This is a genomic window from Mesorhizobium sp. M0771 (assembly GCF_040320155.1).
Classification (GTDB): Bacteria; Pseudomonadota; Alphaproteobacteria; order Rhizobiales; family Rhizobiaceae; genus Mesorhizobium.
On sequence record NZ_JAMYPC010000017.1, the window covers coordinates 120,969 to 147,533 of the forward strand.

A 26,565-nucleotide genomic window follows, 5' to 3' on the forward strand; every position below is an offset into this window, starting at 1 on the left:
ACGCTCAGGCCCGGTCTAATTTCCCAGGGGGGCTCAAAGCCCCTCTTTCACCGCCTCGACCAGTCGCGCGGCGTAGCGGGCCATGGTGTCGATCTCGAGGTTGACCTTGTCGCCCACCTTGCGCTCGCCCCAGGTCGTCACGGTCAGCGAATGGTGGATCAACAGCACGTCGAAACGGGCGCCTTCGACCTTGTTGACGGTAAGCGAGGTGCCGTCGAGTGCGACGGAGCCTTTTGGGGCAATGAATTTTGCCAGTTCGCGCGGCGCCTCCAGCGTGAAGCGAACGGCATCGCCTTCATCCTTGCGCTCGATGATTTCGGCCATGCCGTCGACATGGCCCGACACGATGTGCCCGCCAAGTTCGTCGCCGATCTTCAGTGCTCGCTCAAGATTGACCTTGGTGCCTGATTTCCAGCCCGACGCCGTGGTCAGCCTCAGTGCCTCTTCCCAGGCTTCGACCTCGAACCAGCGTGCGTTGGACCCGCCATCTGGCAGCGCCGTCACCGTCAGGCAGACGCCGCCGCAGGAGATCGAGGCGCCAATAGCGATGGTCGCGGGATCATACGCGGTGTCGATGCGCAGGCCGACGCCTTCGCTCAGCGGCTTGACGGCCGCGACGGTGCCGATATCGGTGACAATTCCAGTGAACATTTCAGATATCTCTCACCCATTCGGCATAGCTGTCTTCCGCGAAGCGCATCTCGCGCAATTTGCGGAAGCCTGCCGGGATATGGTTGGCGTCGATGGGCGATGCAATGCCGCCCTCGCCGATCGCTTCCGGTCCCTGGAACAGCACGATGCGGTCGACCAGTCCTTCGGCGAGGAAGGCGCTGGCTACCTTGGCGCCGCCTTCGACCAGAACGCTGGCCATGCCGAGCGCGCCGAGATCCTCGAGCAGTTCCGGCAAGGCCACGCCGCCTTCATGGGTTTCGGTGCCGATGAAGCGCACGCCGGCACGCTCCAGCACCGACCGCCGCAGCGGATCGGCCCCCAGGCTCGCGGCGACATAGAGCGGCACTCGGTCGGTGCCGGAGACCAGCTTCGAGGCTTCCGGCAGCCTGATCTGGCGGTCGAGCACGATGCGCGCCGGCGAGCGGTTCTCCAGCCCCGGCAGCCGCACGGTGAGCGCCGGATCATCCTCCAGCGCCGTGCCGATGCCGACCAGTATGCCATCGGCTTCGGCGCGCATCAGATAGACTTCGCGGCGGGCGACATCGCCGGTGATCGCAACCTGGCCGGCGCCATACCTGCCGATCTTGCCGTCGCTGGAAAGCGCAAGCTTCAGAGTCACTTCCGGGCGCTTTTTCAGGGATCGAATCAAATAGCCGGCCATCTGCCCGGCGGCTTCCTCGACCAGCACCTTTTCGACCACTTCGATGCCGGCGGCGCGCAGGATGGCATAGCCTTTGCCGGAGACGCGCGGATCGGGATCGCTGGCGGCGCCGACGACCCGCGCCACTCCGGCATTGACCAGCGCGTTGGCACAAGGCGGCGTGCGGCCATGGTGGGCGCAGGGCTCCAGCGTGACATAGGCGGTGGCGCCGCGCGCCAACTCGCCGGCTTCAGCCAGCGCCTCGGTCTCGGCATGCGGCCGGCCGCCGACGGCGGTGACGCCGGTGCCGACGATCATCGGCCCGGCGCCATCGTCGCGAACGATGATGGTGCCGACCGAAGGGTTGGTCGAGGTGCGGCCGGCATTTCTGCGCGAGAGCCTCAGCGCTGCGGCCATGAAGCGGCGATCGAGGGCCTGCTGATCGGCCTTCCCTGACGTTTGGCTTGCCATGCTCAGCCGGCGTCCTCTTCGCCCTTCAGCTCGTCGCCCTTGAGCTCGTCGCCTTTGAGCTCGTCGCCTTTGAGCTCACCCAGCACATCGTGGAAATCCTTGGCCTCGCGAAAATTGCGATAGACCGAGGCGAAGCGGACATAGGCGACGTCGTCGAGCGACTTCAGCGCTTCCATCACGAGCCGGCCGACCTCGCCCGAGGCGATTTCCGTCTCGCCGGAGCTTTCGAGCTGGCGCACGATGCCGGTGACGGCGCGGTCGATTCGCTCGGGATCGACATTGCGCTTGCGCACCGCGATCTCCACCGAACGCAAGAGCTTGTCGCGGTCGAACGGCACCTTTCTGCCGGACTTCTTCACCACCACGAGGTCCCGCAACTGGACGCGCTCGAAAGTGGTGAAACGGCCACCGCAATCGGGACAGACGCGCCGCCGGCGGATCGCCGCGCCATCCTCGGCGGGGCGCGAATCCTTCACCTGCGTATCTTCGGACTGGCAATAGGGACAGCGCATGGAGAGCCTTCAGGTTGGCGATTCTGGCGGAACGATAGGCTTAGAGGTTTTTGCCGGGACGGCAAAGGTTCGGCAACGGCCGCTCGCGCCCTCAGAGATAGCGAGGCGGGAGGAAAATTGCCAGCCGCGCCAGATATGTCAGGGCGCGACGTCCTTGGTCGGGAAGCCGCAGGACGTTCCGAGGTTGCGGTAGGCCTTGGTGAAGCCGTCCATAGGGATGCTGGCGACGGCCTGCTTGCCGAACGTCACGTCGAGCGAGATGACCTGGCGCATTGCCCGCAACAAAGCGAGACTGGTCTTGGCCTGGTTGTCGACGGTCCAGCTCGGGCGGCCGGCATCATTGGAATAGACGGTCGCGGAAACCTTGACGCCGGGGTCACCGAAGGTCGCGGCGATCTTCTTGCCGGTCGGCAGCTCCTTGTTGGCGATCGTGAACATGATCGCGGGATAGGCATCGGGCGGCAGCGCGTCGCCGGTCGAGATCGAAAGCGTCAGCGTGCCGGCATTGCCGCCGCCATCGACAAAGGCCGTGGAGGCAGCGCAGGTCTTGTGGGAATCCTGGCCGGTGTCGAGCGCATCGATGATGGTGGTCCACCTGCCAAAGGTGTTTGTGGCGGGGATATCCGTGCCCGGCTGCGTCTGCTCCTGGGCGATCGCGCCCGACACGGCGACAGCGGCAAGCGAGCCGAGGGAGGCCAGAACGGCAGGATGGAACATGCGCATCGTCAAATCTCCAACAGGCCGCGCCGCCCGGACAGGAGCGGCGCAGAGCGCGGGATAAAAGACGATGCGCCGCTGGCGGTCAACCGAGATAGGGATAGAGCGGGAAACGATCGGTCAGCGCCACGACCTTGGCCTTCACGGCTGCTTCCACAGCCGCATTGCCTTCGTCGGAATTGGCGACCTTCAGCCCGTCCAGCACTTCGGCGATCAGCTTGCCGATCTCGCGGAACTCGGCCTGGCCGAAGCCGCGCGTGGTGCCAGCCGGCGTGCCCAGACGCACGCCAGAGGTGACGAAAGGCTTTTCCGGATCGAACGGGATGCCGTTCTTGTTGCAGGTGATGTTGGCGCGGCCGAGCGCTGCCTCGGCGCGCTTGCCGGTGGCGTTCTTGGGCCTGAGATCGACCAGCATCAGATGATTGTCGGTGCCGCCGGAGACGATGTCGAGGCCGGTTTCCTTGAGGCTCGACGCCAGCGCCTTGGCGTTGGCGGCGACGCTCTCGGCATAGAGCTTGAAGCTCGGCTTCAGCGCCTCGCCGAAGGCGACCGCCTTGGCGGCGATGACATGCATCAGCGGGCCGCCCTGCAGGCCGGGGAAAACCGCCGAGTTCATCTTCTTGGCGATGTCCTCGTCATTGCACAGGATCATGCCGCCGCGCGGGCCTCGCAACGATTTGTGCGTGGTCGTGGTCACGACATGGGCGTGCGGCAGCGGTGACGGATGCACGCCGCCGGCAACCAGGCCGGCGATATGGGCCATGTCGACCATCAGATAGGCGCCGACCGCATCGGCGATCTCGCGAAAGCGCTTCCAGTCCCAGATGCGCGAATAGGCGGTGCCGCCGGCCAGGATCAGCTTCGGCTTGGTCTCATGCGCGGTCTTTTCGATCGCGTCCATGTCGAGCAGATGGTCGTCCTTGCGCACGCCATAGGAAACGACCTTGAACCATTTGCCGCTCATATTGACGGGCGAGCCGTGCGTCAGGTGGCCGCCGGAGTTCAGGTCGAGGCCCATGAAGGTATCGCCCGGCTGCAGCAGCGCCAGGAAGACCGCCTGGTTCATCTGGCTGCCGGAATTCGGCTGGACATTGGCGAAGTTGCAGCCGAACAGCTTTTTGGCGCGCTCGATAGCGAGTTCCTCGGCGACGTCGACGAACTGGCAGCCGCCATAATAGCGCTTGCCCGGATAACCCTCGGCGTATTTGTTGGTCATGATCGAGCCCTGCGCCTCGAGCACGGCGCGCGAAACGATGTTTTCCGAGGCGATCAGCTCGATCTCGTGACGCTGGCGGCCAAGCTCGTTGCGGATCGAGCCGAAGATCTCCGGATCGGCATCTTCCAGCGTGGTTTCGAAGAAGGATTCGAACTTGTTCGACGCTGCCGCTGCAGTTGCCATGGCCTGAAATCCTTCGGTTCGGGGCATTTATCTATGCATATCGTTGCCCCGAAACCGCTGCACGGTTCCGGGCGACATGCATTGCCGCGCCATTAACACAGTTGTTTTCGCCTCGCCACGTTTGCAGCGCGAAATTTGCTGGCCGGATTGCGCCAGAGCGGCCCTGTACCGCTATTTTCGCTCCTGCCGCCCCTGCAGCAAGGCTTCGGTGAGCGTGATCTCGGTAAACAGCGCCCGCGCCGTATGGTCGTTGATCGCGCCGCTGCTTAACATGTCGCGCACGGCGATGCGCTCGGCCTCGATGCCGGCAAGCCGCATTTCGAGCTCCAGCCGCCCGGCTTCGCGGGCCTCTGCCCGGGCGTCGTCGGCCTCGTCCGAAGTGGCGATCCGGCGCCGGTAGCCGGCGACGATGTTTTCGGCGGCGGCAAGCCTGGCGCCGGGCACCTCGCCCTGGTCGTCGTCGCTGGCGCCCGCCATGCTTTCGACGCGGGCGATGGCCGCCTTGGCGGCGCCGATGCGGGCGAGACGCTCCTCGATGGCGCTGCCATCCTCGCCCGGCTCGACCAGCCCGCGCGCTATCTTCGGCAGCGCCACGCTGGCGATGGCGAGCGAACAGATGATGACGCCGGCGGCGAGGAAGATCACCAGGTCGCGCGCGGGAAAAGGCGAGCCGTCCGGCATGGCGAGCGGGAGCGACAGGATGCCGGCCAGCGTGATCGCGCCGCGCACGCCCGCCACCGAGCCGGCAAGCCGCACACGCATCCCGAACGGCTCGGCCTTGCGCTTTCCCCATTTTGCCTTGAGGCCTGCCGCGATGTCGCCGACCCAGATCCAGAGGAAGCGCAGCGCGATCAGGCACAGCGTCAGCGCAATCACCGTCGCGACCGGCTGGATGATCGGGTAATGGCCAGTCAGTTCGGGCGGCACGCGGCGAATGATTTCGGGAAGCTGCATGCCGAGCACGATGAACAGCGCGCCATTGTAGACGAAGGACAAGGTTGTCCACAGCGAGATCGTCTGCATGCGCGCCGAGACGCCGAGGAAGCGGAAGACGCCGGAGCCGCCGGTCAAAAGCCCGGCGGTGACCGCCGCCAGAATGCCTGAGGCATGCAGATGTTCGGCGACGAGATAGGCAATGAAGGGCAGCAGGACCATGACCAGAACCTGCGCCTCGGCCGGAACGCCGCCGATGCGATTCAGAAGCTGCAGGAGCCTGGCGGCGATGAACAACGCGGCGATGCCGGCCAGGATGCCGATGGCGACGGCATAAAAGAAGCTCAGCGATGCATCGGCGAAGGAAAAGCTGCCGGTCACGGCGGCGGCGACGGCGAAGCGGAACATGACCAGGCCCGAGGCGTCGTTGAGCAGCGCCTCGCCTTCCAGAATATGCATCAGCCGCGCCGGCACCAGGCTTCTGTCGACGATCGAGGACACCGCCACGGCGTCGGTCGGGGACAGCACGGCAGCGAGCGCGAAGGCGACGACCAGCGGGATGCTCGGCACCAACCAGTGCAAGGCATAACCGAAGCCGACAATGGTAAAGAAGACCAGCCCGATGGCCAGATCGAGGATCGGTCCGCGCAGCGCGATCAGCTCGCGTTTGGGCGCTCCATAGGCATCGCCGAACAAAAGCGGCGGGATGAACACCAGCAGGAAGAGTTCGGGGTCGATCTCGACATGGATGCCTTTCACCGGCCAGGCGAGCGCGGCGCCGATGGCAATCTGCAGCACCGGCAGCGGCACCCGAACCAACCGCACCAGTGCGCCGGAAAGAGCGACGAAGACCAGCACGGCGAGGATGAAGATTGCGACCTGCATGGCGCGATTCCGGCTGTTTTGAGGACCATGCGCAATTGCCGTTAGTCCGTCCAGATGGGCCTGCGGCGCAACGTCCGGCAGGTGTTCATGGCCTGCATGGCTGGCGGCCACCAGTCTTCTTCTGTTGGGATGTCGAACGGAAAAGGCCACCTTGCGGTGGCCTTTCCTGAAGGAGATCAGCCGCTTAGAGCGAAGAGGTGATCTGCAGTTCGCTGGCGCCATCGAGCGCGTAGACGTCGTCGCGGAACTGCACGACGCCCGGACCCGTCGACCAGGCCGACACATAGAGGAAGTGGACCGGAACCGGGTTGACGACCTGCACCGGCGTGTTCTCGCCGGTCTTGATGGTCGCCTCGAAATGCTGGCGGTCCCAGCCGGGTGTGTCGCGCAGGACCCATGTGACGAGGTCGCGCACGTTCTGGACACGCACGCAGCCCGAGGAATCGAAGCGCATCATCTTGCCGAACAGGCTTTGCTGCGGCGTATCGTGCATGTAGACGCCGTCGGGGCTGGGGAAGTTGATCTTCACCGAGGCCATGGCGTTGCCGGAACCCGGATCCTGGCGGAAGCGGTATTTTGCGGCATCATCCGTCGACCAGTCGACAGTCATCGGATCGACTTCGCTGCCATCAGGCGCAAACAGCCGGATGTGGCTGTCCTTGAGATAGTCGGGGTTCTTCCGCATCAGCGGAATGATGTCCTTGCGCACGATCGAGACCGGCGCGTTCCAGTAAGGATTGACGATGATCTCGTTGATCTTGGAATTGACCACCGGGGTCTGGCGGTCGATCTTGCCGACGATTGCGGTGTGGCGCAGCACGACGCGATCGTTCTCGACCGCCTCGATCTGTGCCGCCGGGATATCGACCAGCACATAACGGCTGCCCAGCGTGCCGGCCTTTTCGCGCAGGCGCTCCAGGTTGGTCTGCAGCTGACCGAGGCGGATCTGCGCCGAAACGTTCATCGCCGCATAAGTGTATTTGCCCATGGCGCCGTCGGCCGGCAGGCCATGGCGCGCCTGGAAGCGCTTGACCGCGGCGTCGACGTAGGAATCGAACGACGTCGAAATGCCGGCGCTCTGCGCCAGGTCGCCCGAAATCATCAGCCGCTTGCGCAGCGGCACCACGTCCGGATCGTCGACGCCAAGCTGCAGCTTCTTGGTCGCCGGCACCTCGCCCCAGCCGCCCTGGGCGACGATGTTCTGATACTGCGCCACCGCCTGTTCGGTGAAGGCGACCGTCTGCAGGCTGAAGATCGGCAGCGTCGAGGCGACCTTGCCGCCTTCCGAGGCGCGGGCGTCGAACTGGTCGTCCCAATTGCCGCGGGCCGAAGATTTCAGGATATCGTCGATGACATCCTGCGCGCTGGCGGCATTGGCAACCATGGCGACGGCGAGCGCGGAGGCTCCAGAAAGGAAAAAGCGGCGGCTGGTTCTCATGGACGTTCCAGACATTCTTGTCGTGTTTGGCTTGTAGCGTTTGGCTGTTGCAGCGTTCGGCTACGTGCTCGATGTTGGGCGATATCGCCCGCACTTTAAAGTTGGCACTGTTAACAATTAGCCAACCATGACCTGCGTCACCTGGCCGTCAAAAGCGGACGGCGATGCGACCTTACAGGCGCGCGAACAGCTTTCGCCGCCGCATACCCACACCCCTCGCTTCCACCGCGAATATGGCGGCAACGTGGCTTTGCGCCGAATTGGAAGCGCAGGCGGCTCGAAAAAGAAAAGGCCGGTGCTTTTCGGCACCGGCCTGTTGGCTGAGACTTGCCTCCGGCCGCGCTTCTTCCGGCGCAGCTGCTATTCAATGGCCCGCTGATTACATCCTGTAGGCAATCGTGTCGTTCCAGAAGCGGTCGAGGCGCTGCAGCGCGCGGTTCATCTGCTTGAACTCTTCGCTGTTGATGCCGCCGACCTGTTCGATCGAGCCGACATGGCGCTCATAGAGACCGGCGACGACTTCCGCCACTTCATTGCCCTTCGGCGTCAGCGAAACGCGGACCGAACGGCGGTCGATGCGCGAGCGCTGGTGGTTGATGAAGCCGAGATCGACCAGCTTCTTCAGATTGTAGGAGACGTTCGAGCCGAGATAGTAGCCACGCGAGCGCAGCTCGCCGGCGGTCAGTTCGGAATTGCCGATATTGAACAGAAGCAGCGCCTGGATGGCATTGATGTCGGAACGGCCGTTGCGGTCGAACTCGTCCTTGATCACGTCAAGCAGACGGCGATGCAGACGCTCCACCAGCTGCAGCGATTCCATGTAAAGCGAACGGATAGCCTCGCGGCGATCGTCGGATACGTTGGCGGTCTTCGCCGCCGGACGCGAATTGATCATTGTCTTTGCCTCTCGTTTGTCGCCCTGGTGATTTTTTGTTTTTCACCTTGATTGCGACACTATCGAATACTCATAAAATTCGACTTAAACGCTAGGGCTAACAAGAGCTTACCGGTAATAGGTTTCGCAAGACGCTTAACGAACGGTCACCCGAGCAAGGATAATTAACCTAAAGATTTACCCAATGGCTGCGGGGCGGCGTTTCAGGCGCGCGCAGGGCGCTTGCGCATCCAGATGACGACGCGGAAGGCGATGTAGAGCAGCGCGACCGCGGCATGCGAGAAGACGATCAGCGGCCGGTGGCCGTAGAGATCGGGGAAGCCGGCATACATGATGGTCTCGGTGACAGCACAGATGAACCAGATCACCGGGCCCCACGACGCCAGCATCCACAGGCCGGCGGCGGCGAAGGGGAAGAACACGGCCAGCATCACCGCCACGACCTGCCAGTGCACCGGCATCAGGTCGAAGCGCCACAGCGGGCCGGGATAAAAACCGATCAGCCGGATCCAGTACAGGATGCCGAACAGCAGGCAATAGCCCGCTATGACGCGCAGGAACCAGGCGAAGATGATCTCGACGCCCGAGGGCTGCAGCACGATGCGCCGCGACGTGACCTCGCTCACAGTTCGAGCTCCCGTTCGAGCGGCGCGAAATAGGCGTCCACCGAAGCAGCGTCGACCTCGGCCAGGCTTGCCGGCCGCCACTGCGGCGTCGAACCCTTGTCGACGAGGACGGCGCGGATGCCTTCATAGAAGTCGTGCCCGGCCAGCATGCGGTTGAGGATGCGGAACTCCATCTTCATGCAGGCTTCCATCGACAGCGTCAGCCCGGCGCTGATCTGGCGCCACGCGACATTGAGGCTGGTCGGCGAGCGGGTGCGGATGGTGGCCAGCGTCTTGGCGGCAAACTCGTCGGCGCCTGCCGCCCGCTCCAGGCTCTCGAGGATTTCGGCGAGCGACGGTTGGGAAAAATGCCGGGCGATGGCTTCCAGCACCGGCTGGGCGGTTTCGCGCCGGGCCGGCACGAAGAAGCCGCGCAGCACCGATTCCGGATCGCCATTGGCGCAAAGCCGGTCGAGAAAGGCAGCCTGGTCGGCGGCCTTGATGGTGTGGGTGGCCAGGCCCGACCACAGCGCATCGCCATAGCGAATGCGGTTGCCGGTCAGCGCCAGATACATGCCGTAGCTGCCGCCAAGGTCGGGCAGCAGATGGCTGCCGCCCACGTCGGGGAAGAAACCGATGCCGACTTCGGGCATGGCGAACTGGGCGTTCTCGGTCAGCACGCGCTGCGAGCCGTGGAAAGAGATGCCGACGCCCCCGCCCATCACGATCCCGTCGATCAGCGCGACATAGGGCTTTTTGTAACTGTTGATGCGGGCGTTGAGCCGGTATTCGTCGGCGAAGAACTCGACCGGCGGCTTCCCGGCGCGGGCCTCGTAGACGTGCATGATGTCGCCGCCGGCGCAAAACGCTCTGCCCTCGGCCTTGACGACGACGACATCGACGCCGGTATCGCGTTCAAAAGCGTCGAGCGCCTTGTCCAGCGCCTTGATCATGCGATGTGTCAGCGCATTGAGCGCCTGCGGCCGCGTCAGCGTGACGACGCCTGCCTTGCCCAACCGTTCGAAGCGGATCTCGTCGCCGCCGCCAAAGTCCATCGTCAGAGAATCCCTCCCCGCGCCTGCGGGACTGAAGTGCTAAAGGTGGCGCATGGGTGCGTCAACCGGCGGGCGCGGTTTGGATTTTCGCAATGCAACGCGACCGTGCTTTGCCCCGGGCAGAAATGCGCGCAGAATTGCCGGCGAAACAGCCTTTCTTCTGATGCAGGGACAAACGCATGACGCTTGAAACCGCAGCGCCGAGCCATGGCTGGGAGATGCCGAAAAAGTTCGACCCGGATGATGTTCTCAGCCGCCCGCTGATGGCCAATCTGGCGACCGTGACCGCTGACGGCGCGCCGCGCAACGCGCCGATGTGGTTCATCTGGGAGGACGCTGCGATCTGGCTGCTCGGCTCGACCGGGGCAAGTGCTGTCAAACACCTCGAACGTGACCCGCTGCGCCGTGGAGATCGTCCATTTCGACAGTGAGGCCGGCATCCTGCTGCATCTCGGCCTGCGCGGCGTCGCCACCATCGAAGCGATGGCGCCGAACCGCTTCAAACGGCTGCTGCACAAATATCTCGGCCCGGAGGCGACCTGGAACCGCTGGTTCATCGACAATGTGGCCGACATCGACCATCCGGACGGGCGCCTGATCCGGCTCGCCCCGGAGAGCATCTTCACCAACAATGTGTCGTTCTTCAAAACCGGCCCCGAGCTGGCGTGGCCGCCGAAGCCGTAAGCAGCGCGTTATCGACTGGCACAATCGTGTCGCATTGGTCAGCGGCAAGGCCTCGTGGTAAAAGCCGCCCCGACCCGGAGTTTTTGCGATGAACAAATTCACCCCCGCGACGAGCAACAAATTCGCACCGGCAAAGCCCGCCGGTGCGCGCAGCGTCGACGAGATCACCGGCAGCCGCCGCTTGCGGCGCATGCGCAAGGCCGACTGGTCGCGCCGCCTGGTGCAGGAAAACCGGCTTACGGTGAACGATCTGATCTGGCCGATCTTCGTGATCGACGGCAAGAACACGCGCGAGCCGATCGCCGCCATGCCCGGCGTCTTCCGCCTGTCGCTGGACCTCGCCGTCAAGGAGGCCGAGCGGGCCGCTAAGCTCGGCATTCCGGCGATCGCCACCTTCCCCAATGTTGAACTCAGCCTGCGCGACCAGACGGGATCGCACATCCTCGACCCGGAAAACATCATCAACCGCGCCACCCGCGCCATCAAGGACGCGGTGCCGGAGATCGGCATCATCACCGATGCCGCGCTCGATCCGTTCACCTCGCACGGCCATGACGGCATCTTGCGCGACGGCATCATCGTCAATGACGAGACGGTGGAACAGGTGACCGCCGCGGCCGTCATCCAGGCCGCGGCCGGCGCCGACATCATCGCGCCGTCCGACATGATGGACGGCCGCATCGGCGCCATTCGCGACGCACTCGACGCCAACGGTTTTTCGGATGTGGCGATCATGTCCTATGCGACGAAATTCGCCTCCGCCTTCTATGGCCCCTACCGCGAGGCGGTCGGCACCGCCGGCCTGCTCAAGGGCGACAAAAAGACCTATTATCTCGACCACGCCAATTCCGACGAAGCGGTGCGCGAGGCCGAGCAGGACCTCGCCGAGGGCGCCGACATGCTGATGGTCAAGCCTGGCCTGCCCTATCTCGACATTATCCGGCGGCTGAAGGATGAGTTCCAAATGCCGACCTTCGCCTACCAGGTTTCGGGCGAATATTCGATGATCAAGGCGGCGGCCGCCAATGGCTGGATCGACGGCGAAAAGGCGATGCTGGAATCGCTGCTCGCCTTCAAGCGCGCCGGCTGCGACGGCATCCTGACTTACTTCGCGCCGGAAGTGGCGCAGCTGCTGAAGGGTTAGCCGGAACCTGGATGCTCCGGGTTCCGGCTTTTCCTCACGCCTTTGGCAAATAAGGAATCGTTCCGGCGAGATCGGTATCGTCGATCAGTTGGAAGCGGCTGTCGCTGCCCTTCTGACGCTCCGCCACAAACGGAGCGTATTGCGGATCGTTGGTGAAGGCCTCGGCTGCCTTTGCCGACGGAAACGCCATGATGGCGATCAGGCTGGTGTCGAGCGGCTTGCCCTCCAGCGTCTTCACATTGCCGCTGCGGGCGAGATACTTGCCGCCATGCTTGTGGACGAGGTCATGCACCGAAGCGGCATAGGCCGGCACCCATTTGTCGTCCTTCACCTTGATGTCTGCGATCACGTAAGCGGTCATTGTCCAACTCCTCATGGATCGGCACCGGACTGCCCGGTGACGTGACCGCTGCCTCGCATGGCAGCGCCGGACCGCTCCAGTCACAGAACTGTACCGGGGGTGCCAGTACAGCTTCTGTACTGGCTGAACTCAGGTTTTCTGAATAAGGTCCGGCAACATCTTTTGGAGCTCACCACATGACACAAGCCGGTTACAAGCAATTCTGCCCGCTCTCCATGGCCGCCGAGCTGCTCTGCACACGCTGGACCATGGTGCTGCTGCGCGAACTGGTGGCGGGATCGACCCGCTTCAACGATTTGCGCCGTGGCGTGCCGAAAATGTCGCCAACCCTTCTGTCGCAACGGCTCAAGGACCTCGAGGCCGGCGGCATCGTCGAGCGGACCGAGATCGCGACCGAGAAGGGCGTGTTCGAATACCGGCTGACCGAGGCGGGCCGGGATTTGCGCCCGGTTGTCGAGGCGATGGGGTTTTGGGGCCAGAAATGGGTCGAGGCCAGGCTGTCGCTCAAAAACCTCGATCCGTCGCTGCTGATGTGGGACATGCGGCGCAATCTGAACCCCAGTCCGCTGCCGGACGGGCGCACCGTGATACAATTCCTGTACCATGACCTGCCGGCGTCAAAACGATCGTGGTGGCTGATCGTCGAAAAGCAGGGCGAGGTCGATCTTTGCTGGTACGATCCGGGCTTCGACGTCGATCTCTACGTCTCGACCGATCTGTGCACCATGACCTCGATCTGGATGGGGCTGACGACAGTTCACAAGGAACGCGACAAGATCAGCCTGACCGGCGATCTCGACGTCGCCGGCAAGATGCAGATCTGGCTTGGGCTCAGCCCGTTTGCGGTGATGCCGAAGCGCGTGGCGGCTTGAGGTCCCTGCGCATTCCACAGATCGGCTTGCCTCTAAAAATACTAGTTGCAAAATGCAATCAGTTTGAATACTGATTGCAAATCACAACTGGTCACCGAAAGGGAGTCTCCATGTCCAAACTTCGCGTCAATGCCTTCACCTTGTCGCTCGACGGTTTCGGCGCCGGTCCTGACCAGGACCTGCAAAATCCGCTCGGCGTTGGTGGCGAATACCTGCACAAATGGATGACCGGCACCCGCACCTTCCACGAGATGGTCGGCAAGGATGGCGGCAGCACCGATGTGGACGACCGGTTCACCATCCGCAGCTTCGACAATGTCGGCGCCTGGATCCTCGGCCGCAACATGTTCGGCCCAATCCGCGGCGAATGGCCAGACGAGAGCTGGAAAGGCTGGTGGGGCGACAACCCGCCCTATCATGTGCCGACCTTCGTGCTGACCCACTACAAGCGCGACTCCATTGTGATGGAAGGCGGCACCATTTTCCACTTCGTTACCGGCGGCATCCACGCCGCGCTCGAACAAGCAAAGGCCGCGGCCGGCGGCAAGGATGTCCGCGTCGGCGGCGGCGTTTCCATCATCCGGCAATATCTGCAAGAGAAGCTCATCGACGAGTTGCATCTGGCGGTGTCGCCGGTGTTGCTCGGGAGGGGCGAGAGCCTGTTTGCCGGGCTGGATATGCTGAAGCTGGGTTACCAGTGCACCGAGCAGGTGGCCACGGCGCTCGCCACGCATGTGACGATCAAGCGGGTATAGTGGCGAAGTAACAGGCGCAGGCTTCTTTCTCCCCGTTTTGCGGGGAGAAATGCCCGGCAGGCAATGAGGGGCAGCGCTGCTTTTGGAGGTTAGCAGCGTCCGACGGCTGTGAATTCGTCGATGCCGGCGCTGCCCCTCATCCGCCCTTCAGGCACCTTCTCCCCGTGAAACGGGGAGAAGGAAAAGTGCTCAATACTTCTCCGGCACGTAAAGCTCGCGCGGCAGGACCTGGCGCTCGTACTCCGGGTTGAACACCCGCTCGGGCAGCGTGATTTCTTCGTGCGGCACGTCCTCATAGGGCAGTTGTTTGAGGAGATGGTCGATGCAGTTCAGCCGCGCCCGCTTCTTGTCGTTGCCTTCGACGATGTACCACGGTGCCTCTGGGATGTTGGTGCGGGCAAACGTCTCTTCCTTGGCCTTGGTGTACTGCTCCCAGCGCACGCGCGACTGCAGGTCCATCGGCGACAGCTTCCACTGCTTCATCGGATCGTGGATGCGCATCATGAAGCGCATCTGCTGTTCCTCGTCGGTGATCGAGAACCAGTATTTGACCAGCGTGACGCCGGAGCGGACCAGCATGCGCTCGAACTCCGGCACGTCGCGGAAGAACTCTTCGACCTGATCGGGTTCGGCAAAGCCCATCACCCGCTCGACGCCGGAGCGGTTGTACCAGGAGCGGTCGAACAGCACGATCTCGCCGCCGGCCGGCAGATGCGGCACGTAGCGCTGGAAATACCATTGTGATTTTTCGCGCTCGGTCGGCGCCGGCAGCGCCACGACGCGGCAGATGCGCGGGTTAAGGCGCTGGGTAATGCGCTTTATGACGCCGCCCTTGCCGGCGGAATCGCGTCCTTCGAAAACCACCACCAGCTTCTTTTTGTGGTAGGCGACCCAGGACTGCAGCTTGATCAGTTCCGACTGCAAGCCGATCAGGTCGCGGAAATACTGCATGCGGTCGATCGACGGCGGATGCGCGTTCTTGTAGATCTTGGCGATCTCCAGCGACAGCGCCGGCTCCGACATTTCAAGCTCATAGTCCTCGTCGAGCGTGTCGGCGAGTTCGGCTTCCAGCCAATCCCTGGCCGGAGAATTCTGCTTCAACTCGGTCATTTCCACTGCTCCGCTTGCCGGCTGACATGAAACCCTGAGCCGACTCGATATAGGCCGCCAATGACGGTTTTATTGCAAGCCGCCGGCCAGCCGGTCATCACTGCAAACCAGCGAGCATTGCCGATCCATCGCCCTGGGATGGCGACAAGCCGCTCAAATTGTCCTACAAACGGCGGACCCGTTCGGGCTTCCCCGCCCTTTCCTGCTAAAACCGCCTCCCCACCAAAACTACGAGGGATCTGACATGGAATACCGCACGCTTGGCCGTTCCGGCTTGAAAGTTTCGGCGCTGACCTTGGGAACCATGACCTTCGGCGGCAGCGGGCCGTTCGCTGCCGTCGGCAATTCCGATCTCGCGGAGGCCTCGCGCATCATCGACACTTGCATAGATGCCGGCATCAATCTCATCGACACCGCCAACGTCTATTCGAACGGATTGTCGGAAGAGATCATCGGCGAGGCGCTCGGCGGCAAGCGCAAGAACGACGTGCTGATCGCCTCCAAGGCGCGCATGCGGATCGGCAAGGGCCCCAATGACGAAGGCCTGTCGCGCCATCATCTGATCCGCGAATGCGAGAAGAGCCTGAAGCGCCTACGGACCGATGTCATCGACATCTATTTCCTGCACGAATGGGACGGCGCGACACCGCTCGAGGAAACCATCTCCGCGCTCGACACGCTGGTTGCCCAGGGCAAAATCCGCTATGTCGGCTGCTCCAACTATTCCGGCTGGCAGGTCATGAAGGCGCTGGGCATCAGCGACAGCCAGCACCAGCCGCGCTTCGTCACCCAGCAGATCCACTACACGCTGGAAGCACGCGAGGCCGAGTATGAGCTCTTGCCGATCTCGGTCGACCAGGGCCTTGGCGTGCTGGTGTGGAGCCCGCTCGCCGGCGGCCTCCTGTCGGGAAAATACCGCCGCGACAGCCCGACGGCGCGCCAGATCGGCGGCTGGTCGGAACCGCCGATCCGCGACGAAGACCGTCTGTGGCGGATCGTCGATGTGCTGGTCGACATCGGCGCGGCACGCGGCGTTTCGGCGGCCCAGGTGGCGCTGACCTGGCTGCTCGGCCGGCCGGCCGTCAGTTCGCTGGTGATCGGCGCACGCAATGAGTCCCAGTTGAAAGACAATCTCGCCGCGGCAAGCCTGACGCTGTCCTTTGATGAACGCCAGCGTCTCGATGCCGTCAGCCGGCCGCCGGTGCTCTATCCCTACTGGCACCAGCAGTTTACGGCGAAGGACCGCTTCGGCCCGGCCGATCTGGTTACGGACCGCAGCGTCATCTGACTTAAGGGCGCCGGAAGCCGCTAGCCCGCGATAAACCGCCAGACCTGCGGATCGGGCTCGATCTGGCCGCTGAGCACGAAATATTTGTAGAGCACGAGCAGGCAGATCGCCTGCTCGGCCCGCTCGTCGGCGAATTTGCGACAATAGGCGTTGGCCGCCGCAACGATGCGCTGGGCCTCGGCCGGATGCTGCTCGAGATGATGCACCCGCTCGGCCAGATCGCTGAAGTCGGGCGCCAGCGGCACATAATGGACATCGGGCTCGAGTTGCCCCTCGGCGAACCAGGTCTCGTAAGTCGGCGGCGGCATCAGGCAGAGCGAGTTCGAGCTCATGATCCATTTCAGATTGGTCGCGACATCATTGCCTTCGAGCGAGATGATGTAGCGGTAGCGGCGCTGCTGATCGATGCTGAGATAGGGCTTGCGGTATTCCGCAGGTGCTGTCGCCCTCGGCGTGCCGACATCGCAGAACGGCAGATTGCGGGCTGCATCCAGCAACAAGGTGCGGATGGGATTGTTGAGTTCGCCGCGCCAAACGACGAGCGGATGCTTGTCGGCGAAGGCGACATCGTCGGCCGGCATGTAGAAATGACGGAACTTGTTCAGCTTGAACAGGACGCCGTTGCCGTTGTCGCCCGCTATCGGCCGGTCCTTGACGATCGACGGCATCTTCGGCACTTCGATGACGTCGCCGAATTCCAGGTCGATGCGCAGATCTGGGTGGAAATAACGGGTGAACTCCTTCAGATCGTAATAGTACATGCTGCGGTCCGACGGCAGCCGGCTGACCGGCACGGCCTCGGGGCTGGGGCTAAAAGGCTCCCGCAGCGTGTTGTAGTAATTGAGCCGCTGGCGGACCGATGCGTCGGAAAGCCTGGCCTGATCGAGCAGCCGGCCGAGCCGGCGCCGGAAAAGAACCGGCGGCGCGATGTCGCGCATGGCGTTGCGCGCATAGTAGATCAGCTTCTGTGCGTTTCTTTGAAGCGTGGCCATCGGTCGTTTTGATTCGAAATCGGTCGGCGGCGGCTCCAGCAACTGTCCCGCAGCCTTTTCTAAACCATTGTGTTCGCCATCACGCAAGTCCAGAACCGCTGGCATCTGCCCTCGCGGCGCTGTTGTGTTTGCCGGCCAATGCTTCTAGGCAGGATCAGGCACAGCGAAAGGAAACGATATGGCTCGACCACCGAATTACGGTCAGGAACGCAAAGAGCGCGACCGGCAGAAGGCCGCCAAGAAGGCGGAGAAGCTCGCCGCCAAGGTCGCGGCCAAGGAGCGCGCCGAGCCTGAGAACGAGGCAAGTTCCAAAACCGACACCGAGACAGAAAAATAGGCAAGACAGGATCACCGGCCCGCGAAACGGGCCGGATCCTGGCAAAATGCCGGTCTGATCAGGCCGATGTGATCAGGCCGGGGCCTTGTCGCTGACGAAGACGTTGACCTCGCGCGCGGCGGCGATGAAGGCGCGTCTTGCAATCATCGCCGGCTTGTCGCCGGCCAGCGCGTCATGGCAGGCCTGCAGCGCTTCGCGGTGCTTGGGGCTGCGCTTGCCGGGCCAGCTGTTGAGCAGGTAATCGGAAGCCTCGCGCACCGTACGCAAGAGCTGAGTGCTTCCCTCCGTGCCCGACTTAACGGTCACGGGTGTTTCAAATCGGTTGTTTTCCATGGCCGCCTCTTACGCCATCGGCGTCCGCGAAGCGAGGCCGAAAGCGGATCGCGACGGCGTTCTTTCGTTTTCGTGACCAGTATCAAGCGGCGACGACGGCAAAACCCCTGGCGCGCAGGCCGCGCCGGTCATTGTGCAACGACGTCACCAGGCGGTCGCGGCTGCCGGCGATATGGGCCGAAAGTCGCGCCGCCGCCGCATCGGCATCGCCGGCCCGCACCGCCGCCAGAATGGCGTGATGCTCGCTCCAGGCGCGGCCAAGGGCCGCCTCGTCGCGCACCTCCAGCCAGCGCGCCCGCGACAGGCGCGTCATGGCATCGCGCACGGCCCGAAACAGGAACTCGTTGCCGGAGAGCCGCGCCAGTTCGATATGGAAATCCATGCCGACGCGGTGCCATTCCTCGCGCGGCGTGGCAGTGTCGCAGGAATCCAGCATCGCCTCGATGACATCGGCTGCGCTCCTGTCGGCCAGCGCCGAAGTCAGCCTGACCGCCGCGACCTCGACGGCTTCGCGGTACACCGCGATCTGTTCCAGTTCGGCAAGGTTGATCGGCGACACGGTCCAACCGCGCCCGTCGCGGCAGATCAGCCCTTCCGTCTCCAGCCGCAGCAGGGCTGCCCTGACCGGCGTGCGCGATGCGCCGAAGCGGCTCTCGATCCAGCGCTCCGTCAGCCGCTCGCCAGGACCGATCTCGAGGCCAAGGATCATCTCGCGAAGCGCTTTTTCGACGATCTGCATCTGCGACATAGTTGCTTCCATTGCTGGCGATCGGCCTTGCCCGTTGGTCTTGCCGATCACATTGAGAGCGCCTGATTGACAGCAGCCGGGCTTTGCGTCCATGAGGTACCAAGTTGGTATCCCAAAATGGTATCCGCAGCAAGCGGACAGGACAGGACATGCCGCAGGACAGTGCAGCGCAGGCCGCCGAAGCGCCTTCCACCTACAACATTCATTGGCGGCGCAACCTGTTCGTGTGCTTTGCCGGATCGTTCAGCACGCTTGTGGCGATGACGCTGTTGTTGCCGTTCCTGCCGCTCTATGTCGAGCAACTGGGCGCCGTCGGCCACGCGGCGATCGTGCAATGGTCGGGCATCGCTTTCGGCGCCACCTTCCTTGCCGCCGCCCTTGTCGCGCCACTGTGGGGACGGCTGGGTGACCGTTATGGCCGCAAGGTGATGCTGGTGCGCGCCAGTTTCGGCATGGCGATCTGCATGTCGCTGACCGGCATGGTGCAGACCGTCTGGCAATTGGTGCTTTTGCGCCTGCTGATCGGCTTTGCCGGCGGTTATTCCTCAGGCTCGACGATCCTTGTCGCCATGCAGACGCCGAAGAAGCGCTCCGGCTGGGCGCTCGGCGTGCTGTCGGCCGGCATCACCGCAGGCTCCCTGGTCGGCCCGTTGCTTGGCGGCGCGCTGCCGCCATTGATCGGTATTCGCGCCACCTTCCTCATCGCGGGCGGCGTCATTTTCCTGGCGGCGCTGGCGACGACGTTCCTGATCAAGGAGATGCCTCGCCCGCCAATGCAGGCACAACCCAAGGAGAAACCAAAGGGCGGTTGGGCGCAGATCCCCGACAAACGCCCTGTCGTGGCGATGCTGGCAACCGGCATGCTGTTCACCTTCGCCAACATGTCGATCGAGCCGATCATCACCGTCTACGTCCAGCAACTGGTCGCGGACGCAAGCCGGGTGACGCTGGTCTCCGGTGTCGTCATGTCGGCGGCGGCGCTGGGCGCCATCCTGTCGGCGTCACGGCTGGGTAAGCTCGCCGACCGCATCGGCCACTGGAACGTCATCGTCGCATCGCTGGCCGTCTCGGCGCTGCTGTTGATACCGCAGGCCTTCGTCACCGAGAGCTGGCAGTTGGTCGGGCTGCGGTTCCTTATGGGTCTGGTGCTGGGCGGGCTGTTGCCCTGCATCACCAGCGTCATCCGCCACAATGTTCCCGATGGGGTCGGCGGCAATGTGCTGGGCCTGGCAATCTCGGCGCAATATGTCGGCCAGGTCGTGGGGCCGCTGCTGGGCGGCTTCGTCGGCGGCCATTTCGGCATGCGCGCGGTGTTTCTCGGCACGTCGGTGCTGATGGCGGGCGGTGCCGCGTATAATTGGCTGGCCCAGGCGCGCCGCACGCGCGACATGCTGGCGATATCGGAAAAATCCTGACAGACAGGTCGCGCCGCCTATCGTCAATCACGGAGCCCGAGACATGAGCATCGCCGAGTCAGCACCAGCAAACAGCGCGCGCATCCTCGTTTTCGCCGGCGGCATTGCCGGCGCGGCGGGCGTGGCGCTGTCGGCGGCTTCAGCGCATCTCGGCGGCGCGTTCGTCGGCACGGCCGCATCCTTCCTGCTCATGCATGCGCCGGTGTTTTTGGCCGTCGGCCTCGCCGGCGCAAACCGGATCTTGCGGATCGGCAGCCTGGTGCTGCTCGTCGGGCTTGTTCTGTTCTGCGGCGATCTGCTGGCACGGGATTTCGTGGGATCGCGGCTGTTCCCGATGTCGGCGCCGATCGGCGGCACCTTGCTCATCGCGGGCTGGCTGGTGATCGCGGCCTCGGCGCTCGTGCGGCAACGGTCCTGACGAGCCAAGAACCCTGCCCCATCAGATATCACACGAGGCTTAATCCTGCCGGTTTTGCGGCAGCAGGTCGCGGTTGCGCTTGGCAGACTTGGTCGGCCGCCGCCTTTCCGGCTGCTCCGTGGCAGGCGAGATACCCCAGTAGTTGCGATAAATGTCTTCGAACAGATGCTTCACGGGATGCATGTTCGTCTCCTCTTTAAGAACTTGAATCGATCCAATCAGCTGGCACGAAAATGCCGGGGCCGATCAGCTGCGCTTGCGTTTCACAAGGTATTGCAGGTCACGCCTCCACGGCCCGACCTTGTCGCGGCGCTTGCGGGTGGCGGCGTCGGAGACTATGCCCCAATCATTGCCATAGATGTCTTCGAACAGATAATTCACGGGATGCATGGCACCCTCCTCTTGAATCGATCCAAGTTGTACTTGGTGAATCCCTTGGATCGATTCAAACATAGACTCTCTCCGCCGTCCGATCAAGGGAAAATTTGAACCGATCCAACGAAAGTGCTAAACAGGCTCCGGTTCAGGAGACGAAAATGACGGCATTGACCTCCGGCAAGACGAGACCAGTGCGGCTTGCCGACATCGCCAAGGCGGCCGGGGTCTCGCACGGTACCGCGTCCAACGTGTTCGCTCGCCCGGAAATCGTGCGCGAAGAGGTCCGCGAGCGGGTCAAGGCGGCGGCGGAAGCGATGGGCTATGCCGGCCCGGATCCCAAGGGCCGGCTGCTGCGCGCCGGCAAGGTCAACGCCATCGGCGTGGCAACGGCAGAACCATTGTCCTATTTCTTCGACGATCCCTTTGCCCGCGTCATGATGGCCAGCATTTCGCAGGCCTGCGACGCCACCGGCGCCGGAATTTCGCTGGTCTCGGCCGCCAACAGCGAGCAGCTCGCCTGGAACATCCAGAGCGCCCTGGTCGACGGCTTCATCGTGTTCTGCATCGAGGGTGGGTCGCGGCTGGTCGAACTGGCGCGCGAACGCAAACTGCCTTTCGTGGCGCTTGATCTCGATTCGGAAAATGAGGCGGTCGCTGCGATCGGCGTCGACAACGTCGCCGGCGCGGGTCTGGCGGCGCGCCATCTGGCCGAGTTCGGCCATCGCAGCTTTGCCGTACTCGCCCTGGAATCTGCCGACGCTGGCTTTGGTCCCGTCACGCAGGAGCAAGTCGAGACGACATCCCTCTACTCGGGCACACGCGACCGTCTGCGTGGCTATTTCGGCGAGCTCTCCCGCTTCGGCATCGACGTCTCGCAAGTGCCAATCTACGAAACCCTCAATGACGAGGCGAGCGTTCGGGCCGGCCTCGATCATATTTTCGCGCTGCCGCAGACGCCGACGGCAATCCTGGCCATGTCGGACAAGATCGCGCTGCATGCGCTCGACTGGCTGCGCGAGCGTAACATTGCCGTGCCGGGCGATGTGTCAATCGTCGGCTTCGACGGCGTGCCGGAAGGCGCCGACTCCGAGCCGCCACTAACCACTGTCGCCCAGCCGATCGCCGAGATGGGCCGGCTGGCCGTCAAGGCGATCCTCGAAAATGACGGCTCGCAGCACCGGCAATTGCTGCCGGTCGATCTTGTGGTGCGGGGGTCGTCCGGCCCCTCGCCTGCTAGCTAGGCGGCTGATGTGGGATCATCGGCTTAGCCTTGGCATCGCGGGCATGCCGAAGGTCTGGTGAACGGCTGGCGCTTCTTTGCGAACCGGCTTTTTGCCCAAGCCGATGCCGGACAGCCACTCAAGATAGAAGGCGAGCGCGAATTGCATGGCGATGCCGGCCGAAATCAGCAAGACGTCATAGGCAAAGCCGCCCGGATTGATCAGCTTCATCACCTGCGCCGCCATGGCGATCAGCGTGCCGGCGAGGAACACCGGCAAGGAGCGCTTGCCGAGCAGGGCAAGCGGATGGTCCGGGCTGAGACGGAACAGGTTCGAGAAAGCCGGCAGGGCGACGATCAGATAGCTCACCGCCAATATGTGCAGGAGCCGCGGCAGCGACAGGAACGTCTTGTCGAAGCCGCCGATCACCACGGGCAGGTTAAACCACGTTATCTCGCCCCAGAGCGGGCTGTGCACCCAGACCGCCGCTGCCGCGACATAGGTCGCCGCGGCGCCCACCAGCCAACGATTGACGGGAATTGTGCCGCCGCGCCTGACATGCAGCATGCCGGCAAGGCCGATGTTGAACAGGAATTGCCAGGACAGCGGGTTGAGGAACCAGAAGCCGGGCTCGGGATAGTTCGGCGGCGCGATCTGCCAGAGGCCGGCGACGAGCCACAGCGCGCCGGAAAAGACCAGCGCCGGCAGCGGCCGGTAGCTGACGAAGAGCAGGAAGAGCGGCGCCATCAACAGCAGCGCCGCATAGACCGGCAGGATGTTGTTGTAGCCAAGCTGGTGGCCGAGCGTGACAATGCCGATCATGACCTCCGGCGTGTTCTTCATCAGCGGCTCGATGTTGATCAGCTTGAGCAGTTCCGGCCGCCGGCCGAACACCGCCGCGGCGCAGAACAACGCCATCACAACCATGGTGGTGACGATGTGGGCGCTGTAAAGCACGCCGGCCCGGCGCCACATCTTCAACATCGCCAGCAGCCGGCCGCCCGGCTGGAACTTGGTGCCATATGCGAGTGCGACCGACATGCCGGAAATCAGCACGAAGGCTTCCGCCGCGTCCGAGAATCCGAAATTCTTGTAGGTCAGCGTTTCGAAGACGGTGCCCGGCACGTGGTCGATATAGATGGTCAGGAGTGCGAGCGCACGGAACACGTCAATGCGCGTGTCGCGATCGGGGATACGCGGAGCGCGATCGGCGATACGCGGAGCGCGATCGGCGATACGCGGGGCGCGATCGGGCGGGACTGGCAGGGTCATCGACAAAAGGCCTCAAAGGAGAGCAAGGATGCTCGCGTTGTTCATGCCGGGATGCGACCATCGGCGCACACCGCTTCGATTCCTCCCGCAGGGAGCATATCGGCGCAGAAACGGTCTGAAATGAGCCTGTTGCAATCACATTTGGCGGAGCGTGAAAATATTCCGTTTTGAAGCTGGCAAAGGACCAATGTCTCCGTGAAAACAACGAGATATGAGCGTGCATCGATATAGCGACGAGAACGCCTTTCTGCACCAGGATCTGGCCTTTCCCTACCGCCTCCTCAAGCCGGAGAATGCCGGCGGCGAGAGCCTGTTTTTACTGCACGGATCGGGTGTCGACGAAACGACGATGGTCCCGATTGCGAGGCAGATCGCCCCTAACGCCACGCTGGTCGCGGTGCGTGGCCGCATCCGCCAAGAAGACGGCTTCCGCTGGTTCGAGCGGATCACGCCGACCAGTTTCGAACAGGCGAGCATCCGTGCCGAAACATTGGCCTTTGCCGCCTTCGCAAGCGAGGCCGCAAAGCGCCACGGGCTCGACCTCGCCCGGGCGACTTTCCTCGGCTATTCCAACGGCGCCAATCTGGTTTCCAGCCTGATGCTGCTCAACTCCGGCCTCGTCCGAAAAGCGGCGTTGCTGAGAGCAATGCCCGTGCTTGACGATGCGCCGGCAACCAATCTGACCGGAAGGCGCGTCCTGATTGTCGCCGGTGCCGCCGATGAGACCTACGGGCCGTTTGCGCCGCCACTGGTGAGGCTGCTCAACAAACATGGCGCCGAGGTCGATGCGCGCATCGTGCCTTCAGGTCACGAAATCGGCGACCCGGATGCCGCCATCGTCCGGCAATGGCTGGCGGGACCAGCATTGGTCGCACGCCAGGCAGGCTAAGAGACCTTGGTAGACCGCATCGGCGCCCGGCGGAACGGCTGAGCAGATGCTCGTCGCCTAGCCCTGTCCCATCCGGTTCCAGGCATCGAGCCCGGCGATCTTGTAGGCTTCGGCCAGCGTCGGATAGTTGAAGGTGTTGTTGACGAAGAAATCAACCGTGCCGCCGAGGTTGATCACCGCCTGGCCGATATGGATCAGTTCGGTGGCGCCTTCGCCGACGATGTGGGCGCCGAGCAGGCGGCGCGTTTCGACCGAGAACAGCAGTTTCAGAAAGCCGGAGTTGACGCCCATTATGTGGCCGCGCGAGGTTTCGCGGAACCGCGCCAGACCGACTTCATAAGCAGCGCCGCTCTCGCGCACCTGCTCCTCCGACTGACCAACGGTGGAGATTTCCGGCACGGCGTAGATGCCATAGGGGAAGGTTTCCGGCGGCGGTGGCAGTTGCACGCCGAAGGCGTGGCAGGCGGCCACCCTGCCCTGCTCCATCGATGTCGAGGCAAGGCTGGGGAAACCGATGACGTCGCCGGTGGCATAGATGTTGGGCGCACTGGTCTGGAAGGTCTGCGGATCGACCTTGATGCGGCCCCGGGAATCGGCCTCGATGCCGACCACGTCGAGGCCGAGGCTGCCGAGATTGCCGCTGCGGCCGGCGGCGTAAAGCACGATCTCGGAGCGGATGGTGCGGCCATCGGCGAGCGTCACTTCGGCATAGTCGGGTTTTGAGACGATTTCCTTGACCGTACTGCCGAGGCGAATGGTCATGCCGCGGTCGCGCATCTGGTGGATGAAGTCGTCGACGATCTCGCGGTCGACGAAATCGAGGATGGTGTTGCGCGGCTCCACCAGCGTCACCGGCACGTCGAGCGCCGAAAAGATCGTCGCATATTCAACGCCGATGACGCCGGCGCCGATCACCGTCAGCGTGCGCGGCAGATGGTCGAGTTCCAGCATCTCATCGCTGTCGAAGACGCGGATCTTGTCGAAAGGCACGTCGCGCGGCCGGTGCGGCCTGGTGCCGACCGCGATCAGCGCATTGGTGAAACCAACCTCCGAGTAGTCGCCATTGTCTGCCGTCAGGCTGACCTTGTTTGGGCCGACGAATTTCGCCATGGCGCGCACGCTTTTGACGGCGTTGCGCATAAACTGGTGCTGCAGCACCTCGACCTCGTGGTCGAGCGTCTTGTGCAGCCGCTCGACCAGGTCGGCGATGGAGATGTCCTGCTTGACCCGGTAGCCGCGGCCGTAAAAGCCCCGCTCGCGCCAGCCGGACAGGTTCAGCACCGTCTCGCGCAGCGTCTTCGACGGGATGGTGCCGGTGTGCACCGAGACGCCGCCGAGGCGCCGGCCCCTGTCGACCACCAGCACCGATTTGCCGAGCTTGGCCGATTGCACCGCGGCGCGGCGCCCGGAAGGGCCGCTGCCGATGACCAGCATGTCGTAATCCATGTAACCCCGTCCCCTCGGCGTCTTGTTGCGCCGCAGCAAGCTAACGCCATCCGTCCACCAAATTCAATCGGCTCAACCGCGTCACACTGCCGAGCCGGACCGATGGACGAACCGATCTTGATTCCGCCCGCGGTCTTCACCATTTCAGTGGCGGCGCACCCTAGCGTGGCGCCTGTTATGAGGACATGACATGAACGCGCGCGTACTTGACGGCGAAATCATCACCAGCAGGCTCGACGACGTCAGGGCCTATGACGGTGTGCGCACGCGGCGCATCCTGGCCTTCATCATCGACTATTGCATCGTGGCGCTGCTCACCATTCCGTTCGCGATCCTGGTGGCCGTGCTTGGCCTTTTGACATTCGGTCTTGGCTGGGCGCTGTATTCCATCCTCGTGCCGGCGGTCGCCATTCTCTACATCTGGAACACGCTGGGCGGTCGCAACCAGGCCACATCAGGCATGAAGATGATGGGCATTCGGCTCGATCGTCTCGACGGCAGCCGTATCGACGGCCTCACCGCCGTTGTCCATTCGGTGCTGTTCTGGGCGAGCACGGTCATCCTGACGCCGCTCGTCCTCCTGGTGACGCTGTTTTCCGATCGCAAGCGCACACTGCACGACCTGCTGCTTGGCACCGTCGTCAGCCGCAGCGACCGTTGAACCGGCGTTCAACCGACGCC

General features: G+C 63.5%; 32 protein-coding genes. 13 read left to right on the forward strand and 19 right to left on the reverse strand.

What is annotated here, in order from left to right:
- Window positions 1-33: 33 nt before the first annotated feature.
- The 7 genes from NKI05_RS23705 to NKI05_RS23735 form a co-directional block, all read right to left on the reverse strand.
- On the reverse strand, window positions 34-651 hold the full coding sequence (locus tag NKI05_RS23705; RefSeq protein WP_023815664.1) for a riboflavin synthase: 618 nt from the start codon (window positions 649-651) through the stop codon (window positions 34-36).
- A 1-nt stretch (window position 652) separates the two neighbouring features.
- On the reverse strand, window positions 653-1,783 hold the full coding sequence (gene ribD / locus NKI05_RS23710) for a bifunctional diaminohydroxyphosphoribosylaminopyrimidine deaminase/5-amino-6-(5-phosphoribosylamino)uracil reductase RibD (RefSeq protein WP_352793276.1): 1,131 nt from the start codon (window positions 1,781-1,783) through the stop codon (window positions 653-655).
- 2 nt (window positions 1,784-1,785) lie between these two features.
- Window positions 1,786-2,295 (reverse strand): transcriptional regulator NrdR, encoded by a 510-nt coding sequence (gene nrdR / locus NKI05_RS23715; protein WP_023815665.1) that lies wholly within the window; start codon window positions 2,293-2,295, stop codon window positions 1,786-1,788.
- A 138-nt stretch (window positions 2,296-2,433) separates the two neighbouring features.
- Window positions 2,434-3,018, reverse strand: coding sequence for an invasion associated locus B family protein (locus tag NKI05_RS23720; RefSeq protein WP_023815666.1), 585 nt, complete (start codon window positions 3,016-3,018; stop codon window positions 2,434-2,436).
- Between the two features lie 79 nt (window positions 3,019-3,097).
- Window positions 3,098-4,411: a serine hydroxymethyltransferase gene (glyA, locus tag NKI05_RS23725; RefSeq protein WP_023669349.1), complete on the reverse strand. Its 1,314-nt coding sequence runs from the start codon at window positions 4,409-4,411 to the stop codon at window positions 3,098-3,100.
- Window positions 4,412-4,582: 171 nt separating this feature from the next.
- Complete coding sequence (locus NKI05_RS23730; RefSeq protein WP_023700554.1) at window positions 4,583-6,229, reverse strand: Na+/H+ antiporter; 1,647 nt, start codon at window positions 6,227-6,229, stop codon at window positions 4,583-4,585.
- Window positions 6,230-6,413: 184 nt separating this feature from the next.
- On the reverse strand, window positions 6,414-7,667 hold the full coding sequence (locus NKI05_RS23735; protein ID WP_023711542.1) for a L,D-transpeptidase family protein: 1,254 nt from the start codon (window positions 7,665-7,667) through the stop codon (window positions 6,414-6,416).
- Between the two features lie 127 nt (window positions 7,668-7,794).
- On the opposite strand from NKI05_RS23735, the gene NKI05_RS23740 reads away from it, so the two are divergent.
- Window positions 7,795-8,046, forward strand: coding sequence for a hypothetical protein (locus NKI05_RS23740; RefSeq protein ID WP_023711543.1), 252 nt, complete (start codon window positions 7,795-7,797; stop codon window positions 8,044-8,046).
- On the opposite strand, the gene ldtR is transcribed toward NKI05_RS23740, so the two are convergent.
- From ldtR to NKI05_RS23755, 3 genes are all read right to left on the reverse strand, one after another.
- Window positions 8,047-8,562 (reverse strand): transcriptional regulator LdtR, encoded by a 516-nt coding sequence (ldtR, locus tag NKI05_RS23745; RefSeq protein ID WP_023672997.1) that lies wholly within the window; start codon window positions 8,560-8,562, stop codon window positions 8,047-8,049.
- A gap of 203 nt (window positions 8,563-8,765) precedes the next feature.
- Window positions 8,766-9,188, reverse strand: a complete 423-nt coding sequence (locus NKI05_RS23750; RefSeq protein ID WP_023734150.1) for a DUF6163 family protein — start codon at window positions 9,186-9,188, stop codon at window positions 8,766-8,768.
- Window positions 9,185-10,222, reverse strand: coding sequence for an enoyl-CoA hydratase/isomerase family protein (locus NKI05_RS23755; RefSeq protein ID WP_023734151.1), 1,038 nt, complete (start codon window positions 10,220-10,222; stop codon window positions 9,185-9,187). The genes NKI05_RS23750 and NKI05_RS23755 overlap by 4 nt, the downstream gene beginning before the upstream one ends.
- Window positions 10,223-10,401: 179 nt before the next feature.
- On the opposite strand from NKI05_RS23755, the gene NKI05_RS23760 reads away from it, so the two are divergent.
- The 3 genes from NKI05_RS23760 (at window position 10,402) to hemB (ending at window position 12,050) form a co-directional block, all read left to right on the forward strand.
- Window positions 10,402-10,653, forward strand: a complete 252-nt coding sequence (locus NKI05_RS23760) for a pyridoxamine 5'-phosphate oxidase family protein (protein ID WP_245260846.1) — start codon at window positions 10,402-10,404, stop codon at window positions 10,651-10,653.
- On the forward strand, window positions 10,613-10,906 hold the full coding sequence (locus NKI05_RS23765; protein ID WP_245260847.1) for a hypothetical protein: 294 nt from the start codon (window positions 10,613-10,615) through the stop codon (window positions 10,904-10,906). The genes NKI05_RS23760 and NKI05_RS23765 overlap by 41 nt, the downstream gene beginning before the upstream one ends.
- Before the next feature lie 88 nt (window positions 10,907-10,994).
- On the forward strand, window positions 10,995-12,050 hold the full coding sequence (hemB, locus tag NKI05_RS23770; RefSeq protein WP_023815667.1) for a porphobilinogen synthase: 1,056 nt from the start codon (window positions 10,995-10,997) through the stop codon (window positions 12,048-12,050).
- Between the two features lie 34 nt (window positions 12,051-12,084).
- Here the strand turns inward: hemB and NKI05_RS23775 are convergent, their stop codons facing one another.
- Window positions 12,085-12,411: a DUF1330 domain-containing protein gene (locus NKI05_RS23775; RefSeq protein ID WP_023693250.1), complete on the reverse strand. Its 327-nt coding sequence runs from the start codon at window positions 12,409-12,411 to the stop codon at window positions 12,085-12,087.
- Window positions 12,412-12,587: 176 nt separating this feature from the next.
- Between NKI05_RS23775 and NKI05_RS23780 the strand changes: the two genes are divergently transcribed.
- Together NKI05_RS23780 and NKI05_RS23785 are read left to right on the forward strand one after the other, a co-directional pair.
- A complete protein-coding gene (locus NKI05_RS23780) occupies window positions 12,588-13,283 on the forward strand; it encodes a winged helix-turn-helix transcriptional regulator (protein ID WP_023682403.1) in 696 nt (231 codons plus the stop codon).
- 110 nt (window positions 13,284-13,393) lie between these two features.
- Window positions 13,394-14,038, forward strand: coding sequence for a dihydrofolate reductase family protein (locus tag NKI05_RS23785; protein ID WP_352793281.1), 645 nt, complete (start codon window positions 13,394-13,396; stop codon window positions 14,036-14,038).
- Between the two features lie 189 nt (window positions 14,039-14,227).
- Here NKI05_RS23785 and ppk2 read toward each other — a convergent pair whose 3' ends face one another.
- Window positions 14,228-15,148: a polyphosphate kinase 2 gene (gene ppk2 / locus NKI05_RS23790; protein ID WP_023736466.1), complete on the reverse strand. Its 921-nt coding sequence runs from the start codon at window positions 15,146-15,148 to the stop codon at window positions 14,228-14,230.
- 244 nt (window positions 15,149-15,392) lie between these two features.
- Here ppk2 and NKI05_RS23795 point away from each other — a divergent pair, with 244 nt between their 5' ends.
- Entirely contained in the window at window positions 15,393-16,436 is a 1,044-nt protein-coding gene (locus NKI05_RS23795; RefSeq protein WP_023736465.1) for an aldo/keto reductase, read from the forward strand.
- A 20-nt stretch (window positions 16,437-16,456) separates the two neighbouring features.
- On the opposite strand, the gene NKI05_RS23800 is transcribed toward NKI05_RS23795, so the two are convergent.
- Window positions 16,457-17,428 carry a glycosyl transferase family 90 gene (locus NKI05_RS23800; RefSeq protein WP_023736464.1) on the reverse strand — a complete coding sequence of 324 codons (972 nt, stop codon included), beginning with the start codon at window positions 17,426-17,428 and terminating at the stop codon, window positions 16,457-16,459.
- Between the two features lie 178 nt (window positions 17,429-17,606).
- On the opposite strand from NKI05_RS23800, the gene NKI05_RS23805 reads away from it, so the two are divergent.
- The gene (locus tag NKI05_RS23805) at window positions 17,607-17,765 is read left to right on the forward strand and encodes a hypothetical protein (protein WP_023673009.1); all 159 of its coding nucleotides are present in this window, start codon (window positions 17,607-17,609) and stop codon (window positions 17,763-17,765) included.
- Between the two features lie 72 nt (window positions 17,766-17,837).
- On the opposite strand, the gene NKI05_RS23810 is transcribed toward NKI05_RS23805, so the two are convergent.
- Entirely contained in the window at window positions 17,838-18,071 is a 234-nt protein-coding gene (locus NKI05_RS23810; RefSeq protein ID WP_245259900.1) for a DUF982 domain-containing protein, read from the reverse strand.
- A gap of 109 nt (window positions 18,072-18,180) precedes the next feature.
- Window positions 18,181-18,846: a GntR family transcriptional regulator gene (locus NKI05_RS23815; RefSeq protein WP_023815670.1), complete on the reverse strand. Its 666-nt coding sequence runs from the start codon at window positions 18,844-18,846 to the stop codon at window positions 18,181-18,183.
- Between the two features lie 149 nt (window positions 18,847-18,995).
- Between NKI05_RS23815 and NKI05_RS23820 the strand changes: the two genes are divergently transcribed.
- Complete coding sequence (locus NKI05_RS23820; protein ID WP_023815671.1) at window positions 18,996-20,261, forward strand: multidrug efflux MFS transporter; 1,266 nt, start codon at window positions 18,996-18,998, stop codon at window positions 20,259-20,261.
- A 43-nt stretch (window positions 20,262-20,304) separates the two neighbouring features.
- A complete protein-coding gene (locus tag NKI05_RS23825) occupies window positions 20,305-20,679 on the forward strand; it encodes a DUF423 domain-containing protein (protein WP_023673013.1) in 375 nt (124 codons plus the stop codon).
- Window positions 20,680-20,718: 39 nt separating this feature from the next.
- Here NKI05_RS23825 and NKI05_RS23830 read toward each other — a convergent pair whose 3' ends face one another.
- Window positions 20,719-20,862 (reverse strand): hypothetical protein, encoded by a 144-nt coding sequence (locus tag NKI05_RS23830; protein WP_023673014.1) that lies wholly within the window; start codon window positions 20,860-20,862, stop codon window positions 20,719-20,721.
- Between the two features lie 63 nt (window positions 20,863-20,925).
- On the reverse strand, window positions 20,926-21,069 hold the full coding sequence (locus NKI05_RS23835; RefSeq protein ID WP_023705079.1) for a hypothetical protein: 144 nt from the start codon (window positions 21,067-21,069) through the stop codon (window positions 20,926-20,928).
- Window positions 21,070-21,215: 146 nt separating this feature from the next.
- Here NKI05_RS23835 and NKI05_RS23840 point away from each other — a divergent pair, with 146 nt between their 5' ends.
- Window positions 21,216-22,298 (forward strand): LacI family DNA-binding transcriptional regulator, encoded by a 1,083-nt coding sequence (locus NKI05_RS23840; RefSeq protein WP_023682412.1) that lies wholly within the window; start codon window positions 21,216-21,218, stop codon window positions 22,296-22,298.
- Window positions 22,299-22,313: 15 nt separating this feature from the next.
- Here the strand turns inward: NKI05_RS23840 and NKI05_RS23845 are convergent, their stop codons facing one another.
- On the reverse strand, window positions 22,314-23,549 hold the full coding sequence (locus tag NKI05_RS23845) for an OpgC family protein (protein ID WP_023700562.1): 1,236 nt from the start codon (window positions 23,547-23,549) through the stop codon (window positions 22,314-22,316).
- 217 nt (window positions 23,550-23,766) lie between these two features.
- On the opposite strand from NKI05_RS23845, the gene NKI05_RS23850 reads away from it, so the two are divergent.
- Window positions 23,767-24,438 carry an alpha/beta hydrolase gene (locus NKI05_RS23850; protein WP_245261877.1) on the forward strand — a complete coding sequence of 224 codons (672 nt, stop codon included), beginning with the start codon at window positions 23,767-23,769 and terminating at the stop codon, window positions 24,436-24,438.
- A gap of 57 nt (window positions 24,439-24,495) precedes the next feature.
- On the opposite strand, the gene sthA is transcribed toward NKI05_RS23850, so the two are convergent.
- Window positions 24,496-25,884 (reverse strand): Si-specific NAD(P)(+) transhydrogenase, encoded by a 1,389-nt coding sequence (sthA, locus tag NKI05_RS23855; RefSeq protein WP_023682415.1) that lies wholly within the window; start codon window positions 25,882-25,884, stop codon window positions 24,496-24,498.
- Between the two features lie 190 nt (window positions 25,885-26,074).
- Here sthA and NKI05_RS23860 point away from each other — a divergent pair, with 190 nt between their 5' ends.
- On the forward strand, window positions 26,075-26,545 hold the full coding sequence (locus NKI05_RS23860) for an RDD family protein (protein WP_023673020.1): 471 nt from the start codon (window positions 26,075-26,077) through the stop codon (window positions 26,543-26,545).
- Window positions 26,546-26,565: the final 20 nt, after the last annotated feature.